At 69.1% G+C, this 15,705-nt stretch carries 15 protein-coding genes and 1 tRNA gene; 7 read left to right on the top strand and 9 right to left on the bottom strand.

Translation table 11 applies throughout. From position 1 onward, the window contains the following. Nucleotides 1-458: 458 nt before the first annotated feature. Nucleotides 459-1,652: an amidohydrolase gene (locus ACLF3G_RS08345; protein ID WP_430668903.1), complete on the top strand. Its 1,194-nt coding sequence runs from the start codon at nt 459-461 to the stop codon at nt 1,650-1,652. A gap of 4 nt (nt 1,653-1,656) precedes the next feature. Here the strand turns inward: ACLF3G_RS08345 and ACLF3G_RS08340 are convergent, their stop codons facing one another. Beyond that, the gene (locus ACLF3G_RS08340) at nt 1,657-2,835 is read right to left on the bottom strand and encodes a hypothetical protein (RefSeq protein WP_430668902.1); all 1,179 of its coding nucleotides are present in this window, start codon (nt 2,833-2,835) and stop codon (nt 1,657-1,659) included. Nucleotides 2,836-3,093: 258 nt separating this feature from the next. Between ACLF3G_RS08340 and ACLF3G_RS08335 the strand changes: the two genes are divergently transcribed. Together ACLF3G_RS08335 and ACLF3G_RS08330 are read left to right on the top strand one after the other, a co-directional pair. Beyond that, a complete protein-coding gene (locus ACLF3G_RS08335; RefSeq protein WP_430668901.1) occupies nt 3,094-3,597 on the top strand; it encodes a ferritin-like domain-containing protein in 504 nt (167 codons plus the stop codon). Nucleotides 3,598-3,639: 42 nt separating this feature from the next. Further along, entirely contained in the window at nt 3,640-4,701 is a 1,062-nt protein-coding gene (locus tag ACLF3G_RS08330) for a sensor histidine kinase (protein WP_430668900.1), read from the top strand. Here the strand turns inward: ACLF3G_RS08330 and ACLF3G_RS08325 are convergent. Beyond that, nucleotides 4,682-5,719 carry a LysR substrate-binding domain-containing protein gene (locus ACLF3G_RS08325; RefSeq protein ID WP_430668899.1) on the bottom strand — a complete coding sequence of 346 codons (1,038 nt, stop codon included), beginning with the start codon at nt 5,717-5,719 and terminating at the stop codon, nt 4,682-4,684. The two genes, ACLF3G_RS08330 and ACLF3G_RS08325, sit on opposite strands and share 20 nt — an antisense overlap. 64 nt (nt 5,720-5,783) lie before the next feature. Here ACLF3G_RS08325 and ACLF3G_RS08320 point away from each other — a divergent pair, with 64 nt between their 5' ends. After that, nucleotides 5,784-6,107 (top strand): nuclear transport factor 2 family protein, encoded by a 324-nt coding sequence (locus ACLF3G_RS08320; protein WP_430668898.1) that lies wholly within the window; start codon nt 5,784-5,786, stop codon nt 6,105-6,107. Further along, entirely contained in the window at nt 6,104-6,883 is a 780-nt protein-coding gene (locus ACLF3G_RS08315; protein ID WP_430668897.1) for an SDR family oxidoreductase, read from the top strand. The genes ACLF3G_RS08320 and ACLF3G_RS08315 overlap by 4 nt, the downstream gene beginning before the upstream one ends. A 48-nt stretch (nt 6,884-6,931) precedes the next feature. Here the strand turns inward: ACLF3G_RS08315 and guaA are convergent, their stop codons facing one another. The 3 genes from guaA to ACLF3G_RS08300 form a co-directional block, all read right to left on the bottom strand. Next, nucleotides 6,932-8,545 (bottom strand): glutamine-hydrolyzing GMP synthase, encoded by a 1,614-nt coding sequence (gene guaA / locus ACLF3G_RS08310; RefSeq protein ID WP_430668896.1) that lies wholly within the window; start codon nt 8,543-8,545, stop codon nt 6,932-6,934. Nucleotides 8,546-8,608: 63 nt separating this feature from the next. Continuing rightward, the gene (locus ACLF3G_RS08305) at nt 8,609-9,196 is read right to left on the bottom strand and encodes an N-acetyltransferase family protein (RefSeq protein ID WP_430668895.1); all 588 of its coding nucleotides are present in this window, start codon (nt 9,194-9,196) and stop codon (nt 8,609-8,611) included. Further along, nucleotides 9,193-10,506, bottom strand: coding sequence for an RsmB/NOP family class I SAM-dependent RNA methyltransferase (locus ACLF3G_RS08300; RefSeq protein ID WP_430668894.1), 1,314 nt, complete (start codon nt 10,504-10,506; stop codon nt 9,193-9,195). The genes ACLF3G_RS08305 and ACLF3G_RS08300 overlap by 4 nt, the downstream gene beginning before the upstream one ends. A gap of 279 nt (nt 10,507-10,785) precedes the next feature. On the opposite strand from ACLF3G_RS08300, the gene ACLF3G_RS08295 reads away from it, so the two are divergent. Further along, a complete protein-coding gene (locus ACLF3G_RS08295; protein WP_430668893.1) occupies nt 10,786-11,298 on the top strand; it encodes a hypothetical protein in 513 nt (170 codons plus the stop codon). A gap of 14 nt (nt 11,299-11,312) precedes the next feature. On the opposite strand, the gene guaB is transcribed toward ACLF3G_RS08295, so the two are convergent. The 3 genes from guaB to ACLF3G_RS08280 all read right to left on the bottom strand — a co-directional run bounded on the left by guaB (nt 11,313) and on the right by ACLF3G_RS08280 (nt 14,752). Then, nucleotides 11,313-12,842 carry an IMP dehydrogenase gene (gene guaB, locus ACLF3G_RS08290; protein ID WP_430668892.1) on the bottom strand — a complete coding sequence of 510 codons (1,530 nt, stop codon included), beginning with the start codon at nt 12,840-12,842 and terminating at the stop codon, nt 11,313-11,315. Between the two features lie 82 nt (nt 12,843-12,924). Then, nucleotides 12,925-13,617, bottom strand: a complete 693-nt coding sequence (locus ACLF3G_RS08285; protein WP_430668891.1) for an RlmE family RNA methyltransferase — start codon at nt 13,615-13,617, stop codon at nt 12,925-12,927. Between the two features lie 16 nt (nt 13,618-13,633). Further along, a complete protein-coding gene (locus ACLF3G_RS08280) occupies nt 13,634-14,752 on the bottom strand; it encodes a Ppx/GppA phosphatase family protein (RefSeq protein ID WP_430668890.1) in 1,119 nt (372 codons plus the stop codon). A 187-nt stretch (nt 14,753-14,939) separates the two neighbouring features. Between ACLF3G_RS08280 and ACLF3G_RS08275 the strand changes: the two genes are divergently transcribed. Then, a tRNA-Gln gene (locus ACLF3G_RS08275) sits at nt 14,940-15,013 on the top strand. Nucleotides 15,014-15,062: 49 nt separating this feature from the next. Here ACLF3G_RS08275 and ACLF3G_RS08270 read toward each other — a convergent pair. Then, nucleotides 15,063-15,653, bottom strand: coding sequence for an exopolysaccharide biosynthesis protein (locus tag ACLF3G_RS08270; protein WP_430668889.1), 591 nt, complete (start codon nt 15,651-15,653; stop codon nt 15,063-15,065). Nucleotides 15,654-15,705 lie beyond the last annotated feature (52 nt).

Genomic DNA, 15,705 nt, shown 5'->3' with positions numbered 1-15,705 from the left:
TGCAGCTTAGGAGCCGCTCCCTCCGGTCGATCCGATACACCGGGTCAAGTTCGCCGGAATTCGGATGACGGTCCAGGGCGCACCATCAGGAGACGGGTACCGCCGCACAAGCCAACTCAGCGCCGGCCCTGAAGCGACATTGCACAATCTCCATTTTTCAAAACGAGAACGAAAAGGGAAGCTGATCGATGAGAAGCCTGATCGAAGCCGCCAGGCTTGCTGGGACCCTGTTGTCTTCCCGTCTCGCCGTGGCGGACAGGATCCCTGTGGCGGATCTCCGGCCCGGCACGATAGCGACGGTCGACGCTAGGAGTGAGGCGGGCTTTGCCGTTCGAGGAGCACTGGCTCCATGATTCCTGGCAGTCGGGTCGGATCGCGGCACGGCTGCCGCGCGGGCAGGATCGTTGCCCTGGCGCTGCGATGCGTGGCACAGGGTGGCGCCCCGCAGGATCGCCACCATGCCCAGGACCCGTTTCAACCTTGTGCTGTCTGGCGTGCGCCTCGACGGCCATTTCGTTGATCTCGGCCTGAGCCAGGGGCGCATCGCCCGGATCGCCCCGGCCGGGACGCTGACTGCGATCGAGGGCGGCGCGGCACCCGAGATGTGCCAGGGCCTGCTGGCATTGCCTGGCCTGATCGACGGCCATATCCACCTCGACAAGACCTTCCTTGGCCTGCCCTGGATGCCGCACCAGCCGGATGCCACGGTCATCGGACGGATCGCCGCCGAAAAGGCGCAACTGGCGGGCATCGAGGAGCCGATGGCGCAGCGTGCCCGGCGAATGGTCGACCACGTCGCCACCCGCGGCACCACGGCGCTGCGTACCCATGTCGATGTCGATGCCGCAACCGGCCTGCGCGGGCTGGAGGCGCTGCTGGCGTTGCGGGCGGAGGTTTCGCACCTGGTTTCGATACAGATCGTGGCGTTTCCCCAATCCGGCGCGCTGGCGCATGCGCAGGTGCTGGAGGATGCGGTCCGCGCCGGTGCCGATGTGGTCGGCGGCCTGGACCCCGCCGGCATCGACAGCGACATTGAGGCGCAGCTGCGCCTGGTGTTCGGTATCGCCGGGCGACACGGCGTGCCGATCGACATCCACCTGCACGACCCGGGCGAACTCGGCGCCTTCGAACTGCGCCGCATCGCCGCCCATGCCAGGGCTACCGGCATGGCCGGCCGCGTCGCCGTCAGCCACGCCTATGCGCTCGGCCAGGTGGGGGAGTCGACGCTGGGCCACACCGCCGCTTCGCTGGCCGAAGCGGGTGTCGCGATCATGACCAACGGCCCCGGGCCGGAGGCCATGCCGCCGATCCAGCGGCTGGTGGCAGAGGGTGTCGCGGTGTTCGTCGGCTCCGACAACATCCGCGACGCCTGGTCGCCCTACGGCAACGGCGACATGCTGGATCGCGCCCGGCTGGTCGGCTACCGCGCGGCCCTGCTGACCGATACGGAGCTGCGCCTGGCGCTGGACCTGGTCACCACCGCGCCGGCCCGGGTCCTGGGCCTGCCTCCGCCGCTGCTGGCCGAGGGCGCCGCGGCGGACCTGGTGCTGGTCGCGGCGGAGCATGTGGCGGAGGCGGTGGCGACGGCGCCGCCGCGGGCGCTGGTGGTGAAGGCAGGGCGGATCGTGGCGCGCGGCGGCGTGTTGGGGTGAAGCGTTAGAAGGAACTGCCGAGGTTGATCGAGAAGCCGCGGTAGCCCTGGTCCGCCTGCATCAGGGTCAAGCCCACGGACAGCGGCAGGCTGGTGCCCCCGGCGATGGATTGCCCGAAGCTGAAATAGCCGCCGTATTCCTGGTAGTTCTTGATGTAGAGCTCGTCGCCGGTGAAGCGCGTATCCACGGCGAAGACCGTGGCCTGGACGTTGCGGTTGAACCAGGTGCCGATGTCCTGCGTCGCCACGATGCCATTGCGGTACATGACGTTGGTCAGCTCGTAGCTGACGCCGTAGCCGCTGACGTTCACCGGCAGCGTCTGCAGACGGCTGATCATGTTGCCCAGGACCAGCCGCGTGCCCGGCCGCGCCTGCCATTGCAGAGAACTGGTCAGGGAGGCCGACCACATGCCGCCGACCGCGCCGATGTCGATCGACCCCACGCCGCCGCCGCGGAGCATCGGCGTCAGCGACCAGGCCAGCGTGTCGGGCAGCCCGATGTTGATCGGCAGCCGCAGGCCGACGCCGAAGGAGCCGGAATAGGATTGCGCGGCCTCGGTCGATGTCAGGGTCAGCGGCACATCGAGCAGCAGCGCCCGGCCATTCTCGAGAGCGAAGGAGGTCGACAGCGGCAGCGTGTAGACGTCGGTGTCATAGCCCTGCGCGCTGTAGCTGCCGAACCGCGCACCGAAGCCGTAGCGCCCGCCGCCATTGCCGCCCAGGCCCAGCGCGCTGCCGAAGTCGGAGGCGCCCATCTGCGACATCAGGCTGTTCGGGTTGCCGGCGACGGGATCGATGGAGGTCGTTGCCACCGCCTGTTGCAGCACCCGCGTCAGCGCCGAACCGCCACGCCCCTTCAGCCATTCCAGCGCCAGGTCCTGGCTTTCGTCACGGGTCGCGCCGGTGAAGGTCTCGTCGACGCCGGCGGAGGGGATGACCAGGCGCAGCGCGGTGGAGGCGAAATCATAGGATAGTTGCGCCGGAACGCCCCGCAGGCTGGCATCAATCGTGGCTTGCGACAGGGTGGAGTAGTTGGCGAACAGCGAGCTCAGCCCGCTGTTGTTGAGAAGGTTGGCGAAGTCCTCCGCGTTGTTGGTGCCAGCGCGCGTGGTCTGCCCATCGACCGTGAAGACTCCTTCATAGATGTCCCGGGCCTGAACGGGACCCGCCAGGACGATGGTCATGAAGGTAGTTGCAAGGACTGCGCGCTGGCGGGTCATCGAGGGCGTCCGTTTCAGGATGTTTGCCAGCAACGACTTTCGCAAGAAATCGTTCAGGTGGCGATACGGCAGCACTTCGTTGCGGAACCGTCCAATCATCTGTGGCGCCATTGCAACAAGGCGGGGCGAACCCAGCCTGCCGCGGGGCGTTGTTCAGATGGGCGACGCTGGAGTCATCCAGCCGTGCGCTGAACCGCGATCGCCAGACCAAGGAGCGAAACGATGGGACTTTTCTCGAAGTCGATCAACACGCTGGACGACCTGTTCGTCCATACCCTGCAGGACATCTACTACGCCGAGCAGCAGATCCTGAAGGCGCTGCCGAAGATGATCGACAAGGCCAGCAACCCGCAGCTCAAGCAGGGCCTGCAGATGCACCTGTCCGAGACCCAAGGCCAGATCCGGCGGCTGGAGCAGGTGTTCGAGATGCACGGCCAGAAGGTGAAGGGCACCACCTGTGCCGCCATGGACGGCATCATCGAGGAAGCCAACGATATCCTCGGCGTCGCCAAGGACAAGGACGTGCTGGACGCTGCCATCATATCCTCCTCCCAGGCGGTCGAGCATTACGAGATCACGCGCTACGGCACGCTGGTTGCCTTCGCCAAGGAACTCGGCCGCAATGACTGCGCGGCCGTGCTGCAGCAGAACCTGGACGAGGAATACGCAGCCGACCGGAAGCTGACGATGATCGCGGAGACCCGGGTCAACCGATCCGCCGCCTGATCGCATCCGGATGACACTGTACACCGGGGCAGGCGCGGCCTGATGCCGCGCCTGCTTTCGGAGCGTCTGTTCGCCCGCATGGCCGGCACTCGCGCCATGCCCGTCCCGGCCCGCTACGTCATCACCGGCCTGCTGGTACTGGCCTCCTTCGGGCTGCGGGTCGCCGTCCTTGGCTGGGCGCCGGCCATGCCCTTCCTGCTGTTCATGCCCGGGATCGTCACCGCAGGGCTGTTGTTCGACCGTGGGACCGGCCTGTTTGCCACCGCAGCCTCGGCCCTACTCGGGATCATGTACTTCCTGCCACCGTCCGGCGTGCTGCAGGTGGGCGGGGCGGCGCAGGCCGTGGAAGTGATAACATTCCTTTCGGTCGGCATCTTCACCGCGGTGGTGCTGGAAGCGTTGCACCGCGCGATCAGCCGGCTGGCGGCGGAACGTGCGAGCCTGGCCGAGGCGAATGAGCGGCTCCGCGCCACATCCTCCCAGGTCGGGACGCTGCTGAGCGAATCGGTCCACCGTGCGCGCAACGACCTGCAGCGAATGGCTGCGACGCTGCGGCTGAAAGCTGGCATGTCGCAGAATTCCGCGGTGCGGGATGCCCTGCAGGAAGCCTCCGGCCGCATCGCGGCGCTGGCCCGCATCAACGGCCGGCTTGACCGGCACCGGGAGGAGGATGGCCGGGCGGAGGTGGAAAGCCGCGGCTTTCTGCAGGGGTTGGTGGCGGATCTGGAGGATGCCGCGGTGGATATGCGCCCGGTGGCGCTCTCGGTGCAGGCGGAAAGCGCCATGCTGCCGATGTCGCGCGCCGTCCCGATCGGGCTCATCGTCAATGAACTCGTCGGCAACGCGCTGAAATATGCCTTCCCCGCCGAAGACTCCGGCAGCATCGCCATCGGCTTCCGCCGCGACGGTGCGCACTTCGTGCTGACCGTGGAGGATGACGGTATCGGCTGCGACCTCGGCGCGCCGGCGCAGGGCAGCGGCCTCGGCACACGCATCAGCCGGGCGCTGGCGGGGCAATTGGGTGGGCGGATCGAGGCCGCGTCCGTGACGCCAGGCACGGATCGCCACGGCCTGCGCTGGACCGTCAGGTTCCCCCGCGGCTGAGCGGACGCAGGTCCGGGTCCGGTGAATCTCGCCCGGCCGAGCCGATCGCGCTGCTCCCGGCCAAGGCCGGTGCAAGCTCACGTGCGAGGCCGACAAAGGCCCTGAATGCGGCGGAGGGATTCTGGCGGCTCGGGTAGTAGAGGCACATTGGCGCCAGTGGCGGTGTCCAATCCTCGAGCACCTGCAAGAGGCGACCCGCCGCGATATCCTCGCGAATATCGGGCTCCATGAAGAAGCCGAACCCGATCCCGTCCAGGACGGCCATGCGCGCAAGCGTCGCCTCATCGAGCGTGATCGGTCCCTGGACGTCGAGTTGGACAGGCTGCCCGCCCTTCTCGAACTGCCATCGATAGAGCGCGCCATTCGGCAGGCGGATGCGGATGCAGGGGTGGCCCAGCAGGTCCTGCGGTACGCGCGGAACCGCATGGTCTTCCAGGAAGGACGCTGCCGCCACGACGGCGAAGCGCCGGGCCGGCCCCAGCGGGATCGCGATGGTATCGCGGGGCACGAGATCGGCGCTGCGGATGCCAAGGTCGAAGCCCTCGGCGACCACGTCGATGAGCCGGCCCTCGGTGACCAGGTCGATATGAACCTGCGGATAGCGCCGGAGGAAGGCGGAGATCAGCGGCGACAGGATCTCCCGCGCGGCGGAGGCGAAGGCGTTGATCCGCAGCGTCCCGGAGGGCGTTTCCTGCTGCGAGCGCGCCGCGCCCATCGCCGCATGGATCCTCTCAAGGGCCGGGCCGACCTGGTCGACGAAGCTCCGGCCGGCGTCGGTGAGCGAGACGCTGCGGGTGGTACGATTGAAGAGGCGCACGCCGAGGTTTCGCTCGAGCTTGCCGATGGCCTGGCTCAGCGCGGTCGTCGACAGGCCAAGGTCAAGCGCGGCCGCGCGGAAGGTGCCCCGCCGCATGATGGCCAGGACGGCCTCAAGCTCAAGGAGACCGGTTCGCGTCATTGTCCTGATTTTCGCAACGTTGCATCCGGCCTTATCCCGATTATCGGCGGTTGCGTCCATCGCTATCTCCGACCGGTCAGGAGGGGCGGCTTCCGCCCCGCGCGCAAGCAGAGGAATGATCGACATGGAACTGTTCAAGCCGATCGCCGACTACTTCGAGGCGGATCGAGGCCGGGATGCCGTGGCGGTCTCCCGGTGCTTCACGGAAGACGCCGTCGTCAAGGATGAGGGACGGACCTGTTCGGGGCGCGAGGCGATCCGCCGTTGGAAGGCCGAGGCTTCGACCAGGTTCAACTATACGGTCGAGCCCTTCAGGATGGACGTCGACGGCAGCCTGATCGTTGTCACCAGCCACGTCATGGGCGACTTCCCGGGTAGCCCGGTGGATCTGCGGTACCTGTTCAAACTGGCCGGCGGGCAGATCAGCGCGCTGGAGATCACCCTGTGATCCCCTTCCTGACGCTGGCGGGCAGGCGGGCTCTGATCACCTCCGGCACGCGCGGCGCAGGCGCCGCGACGGTCCGTCTTTTCCGCGAGCTCGGGGCGCAGGTCCTGACGACGGCCCGGACCAAGCCTGAATCGCTGCCCGATGCGCTGTTCGTCGCTGCCGACCTCACGACGCCCGAGGGATGTTCCGCGCTGACCGTTGCGGTGCGGGAGCGGATGGGCGGGGTCGACATCATCGTCCACATGCTCGGCGGGTCCTCGGCGCCGGCAGGCGGCTTTGCGGCCCTCGACGACGCTCAATGGGGCAGGGAGCTGGACCTCAATCTCATGCCCGCCGTCCGGCTGGATCGTGAACTCGTGCCCGCGATGGTCGCAAACGGCGCCGGCGTCGTCATCCATGTGACCTCGATCCAGCGCGTGCTGCCCTTGCCCGAGGCGACGACGGCCTATGCTGCCGCCAAGGCCGCCCTGTCCAACTACAGCAAGAGCCTGTCGAAGGAGGTCGCACCGAGGGGCGTCCGGGTCATGCGGGTTGCACCCGGCTGGATCGAGACCGAGGCGTCCGTGGCACTGGCGATGCGGATCGGTGCGCAGGCCGGCGGCGGCGTGGAGGAAGGAAGGCGGCAGATCATGAAGTCGCTCGGCGGCATCCCGATCGGCCGGCCTTCGACGCCGGACGAAATCGCAAGCCTGATCGCCTTCCTCGCCTCCGACCGCGCCCGGAGCATTTCCGGTTCGGAATTCGTCATCGACGGCGGCACCGTGCCGACAAGCTGAAGGTGGCGCTGCCGCGCAGTGACGACGTGGTCCTGAGCTACGCGCCCGTCACTCCCACTCGATGGTGCCGGGCGGCTTGCTGGTGATGTCGTAGGTCACGCGGTTGATGCCTCGCACCTCGTTGACGATGCGGTTCGCGACGCGTGCCAGGAATTCCATGCTGAACGGGTAGACATCCGCCGTCATGCCATCCGTGCTGGTCACGGCGCGCAGCGCGCAGGCGCTGTCGTAGGTGCGGCCATCGCCCATCACGCCCACGGTGCGCACCGGCAGCAGCACGGCGAAGGCCTGCCAGATGGCATCGTACAGCCCGGCCGAGCGGATCTCCTCCAGGTAGATGCTGTCGGCGTGGCGCAGGATGTCTGCCTTCTCCTTCGTCACCTCGCCCGGGATGCGGATGGCGAGGCCGGGGCCGGGGAAGGGGTGGCGGCCGACGATCGCCTCCGGGATGCCAAGCTCGCGGCCGAGAACGCGGACCTCGTCCTTGAACAGGTCGCGCAGCGGCTCCACCAGCTTCATGCGCATGCCGGCCGGCAGGCCGCCGACATTGTGGTGCGACTTGATGGTGACGGAGGGGCCGCCGGTTGCGGAGACGCTCTCGATCACGTCCGGGTACAGCGTGCCCTGCGCCAGGAAGTCGGCGCCGCCGATCTTGGTCTGCTCCTCCTCGAACACCTCGATGAACAGGCGGCCGATGGTCTTCCGCTTGATCTCCGGGTCGGTGACGCCGGAGAGCTGGCCGAGGAACAGCTCCGTCGCGTCACGGTGCACCAGCTTGATGTTGAAGCGGTCGCGAAAGGTGGAGACCACCTGTTCCGACTCGTTCGCCCGCATCAGCCCATGGTCGACATAGATGCAGGTGAGCTGGTCGCCGATCGCCTCGTGCAGCAGCACCGCCGCAACGGAGGAATCGACACCGCCGGAAAGTCCGCACACCACCCGGCCGGGGCCGACCTGGGCGCGAATTCGCTCGATCATCTCGGCGCGGAAGGCGCCCATGGTCCAGTCGCCGGAGCAGCCGCAGACGATGTGGGAGAAGTTCCGCAGCAGGGCGGCGCCGTGCGGCGTGTGCACCACCTCCGGGTGGAACATGGTGCCGTAGTAGCGCCGCGCCTCATCGGCGATCAGGGCGAAGGGCGCGCCCTCGCTGCTGGCGACCACCCGGAACCCTTCGGGCAGGCGGGTGATGCGGTCGCCATGGCTCATCCAGACCTGCTCGCGGGCGCCCTTGGCCCACAGGCCCTGGGTGAGGGCGCAATCGCCGGTCACGTCGATGAAGGCGCGTCCGAATTCGCGGGCATGGCCGCCCTCGACTTCCCCGCCCAGCTGTTTCGCCAGGGTCTGCTGGCCGTAGCAGATGCCGAGGATGGGCAGGCCCATGCCGAAGATCGCCTCCGGCGCGCGCGGGCTCTCGCCCTCCGTCACGCTGGCGGGCCCGCCGGACAGGACGATGCCGCGGGGGTTGAAGGCGGCAATGCGTTCGGCGGGGGCCGCGTTGTAGGGCCAGACCTCGCAATAGACGCCGGATTCGCGCAGCCGCCGGGCGATGAGCTGCGTCACCTGGCTGCCGAAATCCAGGATCAGGATGCGGTCGTGGCGTTCCGCGAGGGGGGAGGAGATCGGGGCGAGGACCGATGCCTGGTCCGGGGCTGGCTGCGTCATGGCGGGTCAGGACCACAGACGCGGGGGAAGGGCAAGCCTTCCCGTCAATCCTCCTCCCCCCCGTCAACCCCCCTCCGGCAGCCGCCCTTCCTGCACTGGCGCGGTCGCGGCCAGCAGCGTGTCGATCGGGTCCCAGACCAGCGCCACCTGCTGCACGCCCTGGCCGGCGACCCGGATCGCCTCCTGCATCGCCAGGCGGCCGCCGAGGTGGCGGTAGAAGAAGCGGCTGGGATTCGCCTCCAGCACCCAGGCCATGGCGGAGTTGCAGCCTATGGCGCGCAGATGCGCCGCCATCGCCCGCATCAGGCGCCGGCCGCAGCCGCGCTCTCGATAGTCGTCCAGGACATAAAGGGTCTCCACTTCGCCTTCCGCCAGGCCGCGGCGGCGGGCGCGGCCGCCGGAGGCGAAACCGACCACCAGGGGCGGCGCGACGCCGGGCTGGTCGGCCTCGGCCGCGGTGGCGACGAAGACTGCGTGGCCCTCGCGCCGGTCCAGGATCGCGCGGTGGTAGAACGCGGCCATCCGGGGTTCGGACAGGCCTGCGAGGTAGCCATCGCCAAGGATACCGGCATAGGCGCTGCGCCAGGCGGCGACATGCACCGCCGCGATCGCCGCGGCATCGCCGGGACGGGCGCGGCGGATGGAGATCATGTGGGCCGCCTCTGCAGCACGGCGGCGAAGAACCCATCGGTGCCGTGGCGGTCGGGTGACAGGGCCATGTAGGGGCCCGGACCCGGCGCGGGCACGTCCGGGCGCAGCCCGGCCCAGAGCTCGGGCAGTGGCAAGACCTCGAAGTCCGGGTGGCGTTCCAGGAAGGCCGCCATCTGCATCTCGTCCTCCTCCGGCAGCAGCGAACAGGTAGCGTAGACCAGCCTTCCGCCCGGACGCACCAACTCCGATGCATCGTCAAGGATCATGGCCTGCTTCAACACCAGCTCGTTCAAATCCCGCAGGTTGGTCCGGATGCGGGCGTCCGGGTTGCGGCGCCAGGTCCCGGTGCCGGTGCAGGGGGCATCCACCAGCACCCGGTCGAACTTGCGCGAGTTGCGCTTGCGCCACTTGTCGCCCGACGCCAGCAGGTGGCGCTCGGCGTTGTTGACGTTGGCGCGGCGCAGCCGGCGGCCGGCGCCTTCCAGCCGGGCGGCGGAGGTGTCGCAGGCGACAATGTGGCCGCGATTCTCCATGGTGGCAGCCAGCGCCAGCGTCTTGCCGGCAGCGCCGGCGCAGTAATCCGCCACGCGCATGCCGGGCCTGGCATCGGTCAGCAGGCCGACGAGCTGGCTGCCCTCGTCCTGCACCTCGATCAGCCCGTCCAGGAAGGCCTTGGTGGCGCTGACCGGGCGGCGATCCGCGATCCGCATGCCCCAGGGGGACAGGGGCGTCGGCGTCGCTGGAACGCCTTCCGCCGCCAGCGCCGCCATCGCCTGCGCCCGCGTGCCCTTCAGCAGGTTGGCACGAAGGTCGAGCGGGGCCGCCACCTCCATCGCCGCCGCCTCCGCGGGCAGGGTGTCGCCGAAGCGGGCGGCGAGGCCGGGCAGTGCCCAGGCGGGCAGGTTCAGGCGCGGGCCCTCCGGCATCTCCGGATGGATCAGCTTGCGGCCGACCAGGCGACCCAGCAGGCCGAGTTCCTCGACCGATAGCGGCGCCGCGGCAAAGCGCTCGCCCGAGTAGTTCTGCGCCACGCCCTCCAGCGACCAACCCTCGGCCAGGATCAGCTGCGCGGCCAGCAGCAGGCGGGCAGATGGGGTGGGCACGCCGAACTCGGCGAAATGCCAGGCCAAGCGGATGCGCTGGCGGATCGCGCCCCAGGCGCGTTCCGAGACGTTGCGGCGGTCCGAGCCGCCGATGTAGCGGCGGGTGCGGAAATAGTCGTTGGCGATGGCATCCGCCGGGCGGCGAGGCGAGGCCTCCACGGCGGCGAGCAGGTCGATGGCGGCAGAGAGGCGGGCGGCGGGGGTCATGGGGCATTCCGGGCGGGCCGCCGGGCGGCAAGGCCGGGGGCAGGGGTGTCGCGCCGGAAGAGGCCGGCGGCGGGCGGTGCGGTGCGGGCGCGGGCCGAAGCGGCATCATAGCGCGACGGCGCCGGTTCCGCGATGCCATCCGCGCAGCCGGACGCATCCTTCCGGGTCGTGCATGAAACTTTAGCAACCTGGCGGCGGTCGATCTGGGGCGCAGCAGGCGCCTCGGGCATAGTCGCACAGGCGTCGCATCAAGCGCGCCATTCGGGGAACCTGGACCACATGCTGAAAACCGTTCTGGCCGCAGGCGCGGTCCTGGCCCTGGTGGCCGGTGGGGTGTCGAGCGGGGCGATTGCCCAGCAGAAGGGCGCGGCGCAGCAGCAGCAACTGCCGGATTGGCGCGCCCAGCCGCGCTACGCCACGGTGAACCTGCGCGCCGGCTTCGAGCCCGACCCGCATGAGGTGAGCGTCGAAGCCGGCGGCGACCGTGAGGCGACCGGCGTTGGCCCGGATTGCGCCGGCTGGATCGACTTTTCCAAGCCCGACGTGGACCTGAACTACACCAGCGGGCAGTACCCGCTGTACATCTCGGTGGCCGCCAACACGGATACGACGCTGGTGATGAACGATTCCGCCGGCAACTGGATCTGCAACGACGACCTGGACGGGGTGAACCCCGGCATCGTCATCCAGCGCCCCGCCAGCGGCAACTACAACATCTGGGTCGGCACCTTCGAGCGCGGGGCACCGCAGCGCGCCACGCTGCGGATCTCCGAGGTGCCGCCGCGGCGCTGAGGTGCGGCGCCGGACTACCCCTCGAGGCGGTAGTTCGGCGCTTCCCGCGTCACCGCCACGTCGTGCACGTGGCTTTCGCGCAGGCCGGCATTGGTGATGCGGCGGAACTTGGCCCGGGTCTGCAGGTCCGCGATCGTGGCGGCGCCGGTGTAGCCCATGGCGGCGCGCAGGCCGCCGACCATCTGGTGGATCACGGTGCCGACCGGTCCCTTGTAGCCGACGCGGCCCTCGACACCCTCCGGCACCAGCTTCAGCTTGTCCGCCACTTCCGCCTGGAAGTAGCGATCCGCGGAGCCGCGCGCCATGGCGCCCAGGCTGCCCATGCCGCGGTAGGATTTGTAGGACCTGCCCTGGTACAGGAAGACCTCGCCGGGGGCCTCGTCCGTGCCGGCGAAGACGCTGCCCATCATCACGCAGTCGGCGCCGGCCGCGATCGCCTTGGCGACGTCGCCGGAGGACCGGATGCCACCATCGGCGATGGCCGGTACGCCGCGTTGGCGGCAGGCGGCGGCGCATTCCAGCACCGCGGTCAATTGCGGCACGCCGACGCCGGCGACGATGCGGGTGGTGCAGATGGAGCCCGGGCCGATGCCGATCTTCACCGCATCCGCCCCGGCCTCGATCAACGCCAACGCGCCTTCCGGCGTCGCCACGTTGCCGGCAACGATCTGCACGCTGTTCGACATCTTCTTGATGCGCTCGACCGCACGCAGCACGCCGCCAGAATGGCCATGCGCGGTATCGACCACGAGCACGTCGATATCGGCGGCAACCAGAAGGGTTGCGCGGTGGAACCCGTCCTCGCCAACTCCGATCGCGGCCGCCGTGCGCAGCCGGCCCATCGGGTCCTTCACCGCTCTTGGGTTGGCCTGCGCCTTATCCATGTCCTTCACGGTGACCAGGCCGACGCAGCGGAACTGCTCGTCCACCACCAGCAGCTTTTCGATGCGGTGCTTGTGCAGCAGCGCGCGGGCCTGGTCCTTGGTGACGTCGGCATCGGCCGTCACCAGGTTTTCCCGCGTCATCAGCTCATAGACCCGAAGGTTCGGATCGGTGGCGAAGCGGACGTCGCGGTTGGTGATGATGCCGACCAGCCGCTTGCTGTCGCGTTCCACCACCGGCACGCCGCTGATGTGGTGGGTTTCCTGCAGCGCGCGGACCTCGGCCAGGGTCTGGTCGGGGTGGATGGTCAGCGGGTTCACCACCATCCCGGATTCGAACTTCTTCACCTGGCGGACCTGCGCCGCCTGATCCTCCGGCGACAGGTTCTTGTGGATCACGCCAATCCCGCCGGCCTGGGCCATGGCGATCGCCATGTTGCCTTCCGTCACCGTATCCATCGCCGCGGCCACCAGCGGGATGTTCAGCGAGATCTCCCGCGTCAGCTTCGTGCGGGTATCGGTCTCGGAGGGCAGGACGGTGGAATAGGCCGGGACGAGCAGGACGTCGTCGAAGGCGTAGGCTTCCTCGAACCGGCCGCGCAGGGCGGCCTCGCGGTCGGAGGAGGTCACTGTGTCGGGAACTGCATTGTCTGGGGGCGCCATGGTGGGAACCTCATCTCGATCCGCAACCTTGGCGGCCCCGCCTACACCGGTTCCGGGTGGCCTGTCCATGGCGGGCGCGTGATCAGCCTGGCTGGCGGCCACGGAAGCCGATCGCCACCACATACAACTCCGCGCTGTCCTTTCGGCTGGCCGGTGGCTTGGCGTGGCGGACGGTGGCGAAGTCCCGCTTCAGCGTCGCCAGGAACTCCTTCTCCGACCCACCGGCCAGGACCTTGGTGACGAAGCCGCCACCCGGGGCCAGCACCCGCCCGGCGAAATCCAGCGCGATCTCGGCCAGCGCCATGATCCGCAGGTGGTCGGTGGCGTTGTGGCCGGTGGTGTTCGGCGCCATGTCGGACAGCACCAGGTCGGCCGGGCCATCCAGCGCCGCCAGCACGCGGTGCTCGGCTTCCGCCTCCTGGAAGTCGCCCTGCATCAGGATGGCCCCGGCGATGGGGTCCACCGGCAGCAGGTCGATCCCCACCACCCGCGTCGCCTTCCGTGCCAGCGCCACCTGCGTCCAGCCACCCGGCGCGGCGCCGAGGTCCACCACCCGGCTGCCCGGCTTCAGCAGGTGGAACTTGTCATCCATCTGTTCCAGCTTGAATGCGGCGCGGGAGCGCAGGCCGCGCGCCTTGGCTTCCTTCACGTAGGGGTCGTTGAGCTGCCGTTCGAGCCAGCGCTGGCTGCCGATGGTGCGGCCCTTGGCGGAGCGCAGCCTGTCCGCGAGCTGGCGCTTCGGCGTGCCGCCGGGCGATGAGGGGGTCTTGGCCATGCGTGGGTGTAGGCGCTCAGCCGCAACCCTGCCAGAAGCCGCGTGAGGGCCGCCGCGGGGTGCGGTCGGTGCGCATCAGCCGCAGCAGGATCCCCTCCCGCAGCCCGCGATCCGCGACCGTCAGCTTCGGCACCGGCCAGACACGGCGGATGGCAGCATAGACGGCGCAGCCCGGCAGTACGAAATCCACGCGCTCCGGCCCGACACAGGGATGCGCCGCCAGCCCGTCCCGCCCCAGCGCGAACAGGTCGCCCAGCGCCTGGTCGGCGACATCGGCATCCAGGGTCTGCCCATCCACCAGCAGGCGCCGGTAGCGCGGCAGCGCCATGGCAACGCCCGCGAGCGTGGTGACGGTGCCGGAGGTGCCCATCAGCCGGACGCCGCCTGCATGGATCTCGTGCCCGATGCAATGCACCGCATCGAAGCCGCGCAGCCGGGCCGCGACCTCGTCCACCACCGCATGGAAGCCAGCCTCGGTGAAGCAGGACGGCCCGCAGCGTTCGGAGAGGGTGACAACACCGACAGGGACCGAGATGGTGCCGATCAGTTCCGGCACCGGCCGATCCTGTGGTCCCGACGGGCGTATGCGGATCCAGGCGATCTCGGTGGAGCCGCCGCCGATGTCGAACAGAAGGGCGCGGCGATCGCCGCATTCCAGCAAAGGCGCGCAGGCCTCCATGGCCAGCTCCGCCTCCTCCCGCGCCGAGATGATGCGAAGGCGCAGCCCCGTCTCGGCCTCGACCCGGTTCAGGAACTCCGCGCCGTTGGACGCGCGGCGACAGGCTTCCGTCGCCACCGCGTGCAGCGCCCGCACCGGGCGGCGCGCCAACTTGTGGGCACAGGCGTGCAGGGCGACGATGGCGCGGTCCATCGCGGCGTCGGATAGCCGCCCGGTGGCGCCCAGCCCCTCGCCGAGGCGGACGATGCGGCTGAAGCTGTCCATCACGCGGAAGCTGCCGTAGCCGGTCGGGCAGCCGAGGAGCAGGCGGCAATTGTTCGTCCCGAGGTCCAGCGCGGCATAGCCCGGCGATGCCGGAGTGCCCTGCCAAGCCTGGCAGCCAGTGGCGCGGCCCGGCGCGAGGCGCGGGTTGGCATCGCCGTGGGCCGTGTCGGGGAAGGGCAGATCGTCGGGCATGTCTCGATCAGATGGGGTGTCGCGCTCGCAATCCCGAGTCCCCGGTGCCGGGCGGGTGCGCCCGCCATGATCCGGCGCAGGCGCGCCTCGGGCAAGGCATTTCATGCGTGGCGTGGTTGCCTGCCCAGAAAACGCATGCTAGCACGCCGCTCCCGCCGATCAGTGGCCCAGTGCCCCGATCGGACGGTGGGGGATAGTTTAACGGTAGAACTCCCGACTCTGACTCGGGCAGTCTTGGTTCGAATCCAGGTCCCCCAGCCACGTCCCAATGCCTCGCAAGTCCAGGCATCCTGCCTGTGGCCCTGCGTCCTCAGGCTGCAAATCCGAACCGCCACACGGCCCCTGCCACGCCGAGCAGCAGGGCCAGCGCGACCGCAACCAGCCCGCCATCCCGCGTCAGCAGCCCTGCCGCGAAGAAGGCAATGACGGCCGAGGCGAGCGAGCCCGAGGTCGGAATCACCTCCATGAACGGCATGAACAGGGTCAGGCCCAGGATCAGGACCATTGGCAGGAACAGCCATGGCCGGTGCAGCAGGAAGCTCAGCCGTGGCCGCAGGAAGCGCTCTACGAAGGCCACCGGCTTGCGCAGCCAGGCGACGCCCTTGCGGAGCTTCTCGGTGGACATGTGGCGGCGCGTGATGAACCCGGGCAGCCACACGCATTCGCGGCCGATGATCATCTGCACCACCAGGATGAAGACGATGGTCGCGACGATCGCCGTGATCCCGGGGATGGCGCTGGCCGGCGAGACGGCGATCAACGAGAATACCAGCATCAGCGATGCGAAGGATTTCGGGCCGAGCTTCTCGATCACCTCCTGCACCGCAATGCTTTCGCCGTGGATCGAGCTTTCGAGCCGGTCCAGGACCTCGCTCAAGGCATGCGTTCGGTGGTCGGACATCTGCGTTCCCTGGCTGCGCGCCAGGAACGAGCTCGGGGCGGGCCGGTTGCCC

The sequence above is a fragment of the Falsiroseomonas sp. HC035 genome (assembly GCF_050563525.1).
In the GTDB taxonomy this organism is placed as follows: Bacteria; Pseudomonadota; Alphaproteobacteria; order Acetobacterales; family Acetobacteraceae; genus Falsiroseomonas.
This window is presented reverse-complemented; position numbering and strand designations above follow the sequence as displayed.

Coding starts and splice junctions, on each gene's coding strand:
- ACLF3G_RS08270 (WP_430668889.1), bottom strand. CDS start 15,653: ATGTCCGACCACCGAACGCATGCCTTGAGCGAGGTCCTGGACCGGCTC.
- ACLF3G_RS08335 (WP_430668901.1), top strand. CDS start 3,094: ATGGGACTTTTCTCGAAGTCGATCAACACGCTGGACGACCTGTTCGTC.
- guaA (WP_430668896.1), bottom strand. CDS start 8,545: ATGACGCAGCCAGCCCCGGACCAGGCATCGGTCCTCGCCCCGATCTCC.
- ACLF3G_RS08345 (WP_430668903.1), top strand. CDS start 459: ATGCCCAGGACCCGTTTCAACCTTGTGCTGTCTGGCGTGCGCCTCGAC.
- ACLF3G_RS08340 (WP_430668902.1), bottom strand. CDS start 2,835: ATGACCATCGTCCTGGCGGGTCCCGTTCAGGCCCGGGACATCTATGAA.
- ACLF3G_RS08280 (WP_430668890.1), bottom strand. CDS start 14,752: ATGCCCGACGATCTGCCCTTCCCCGACACGGCCCACGGCGATGCCAAC.
- guaB (WP_430668892.1), bottom strand. CDS start 12,842: ATGGCGCCCCCAGACAATGCAGTTCCCGACACAGTGACCTCCTCCGAC.
- ACLF3G_RS08295 (WP_430668893.1), top strand. CDS start 10,786: ATGCTGAAAACCGTTCTGGCCGCAGGCGCGGTCCTGGCCCTGGTGGCC.
- ACLF3G_RS08330 (WP_430668900.1), top strand. CDS start 3,640: ATGCCGCGCCTGCTTTCGGAGCGTCTGTTCGCCCGCATGGCCGGCACT.
- ACLF3G_RS08285 (WP_430668891.1), bottom strand. CDS start 13,617: ATGGCCAAGACCCCCTCATCGCCCGGCGGCACGCCGAAGCGCCAGCTC.
- ACLF3G_RS08300 (WP_430668894.1), bottom strand. CDS start 10,506: ATGACCCCCGCCGCCCGCCTCTCTGCCGCCATCGACCTGCTCGCCGCC.
- ACLF3G_RS08325 (WP_430668899.1), bottom strand. CDS start 5,719: ATGGACGCAACCGCCGATAATCGGGATAAGGCCGGATGCAACGTTGCG.
- ACLF3G_RS08320 (WP_430668898.1), top strand. CDS start 5,784: ATGGAACTGTTCAAGCCGATCGCCGACTACTTCGAGGCGGATCGAGGC.
- ACLF3G_RS08305 (WP_430668895.1), bottom strand. CDS start 9,196: ATGATCTCCATCCGCCGCGCCCGTCCCGGCGATGCCGCGGCGATCGCG.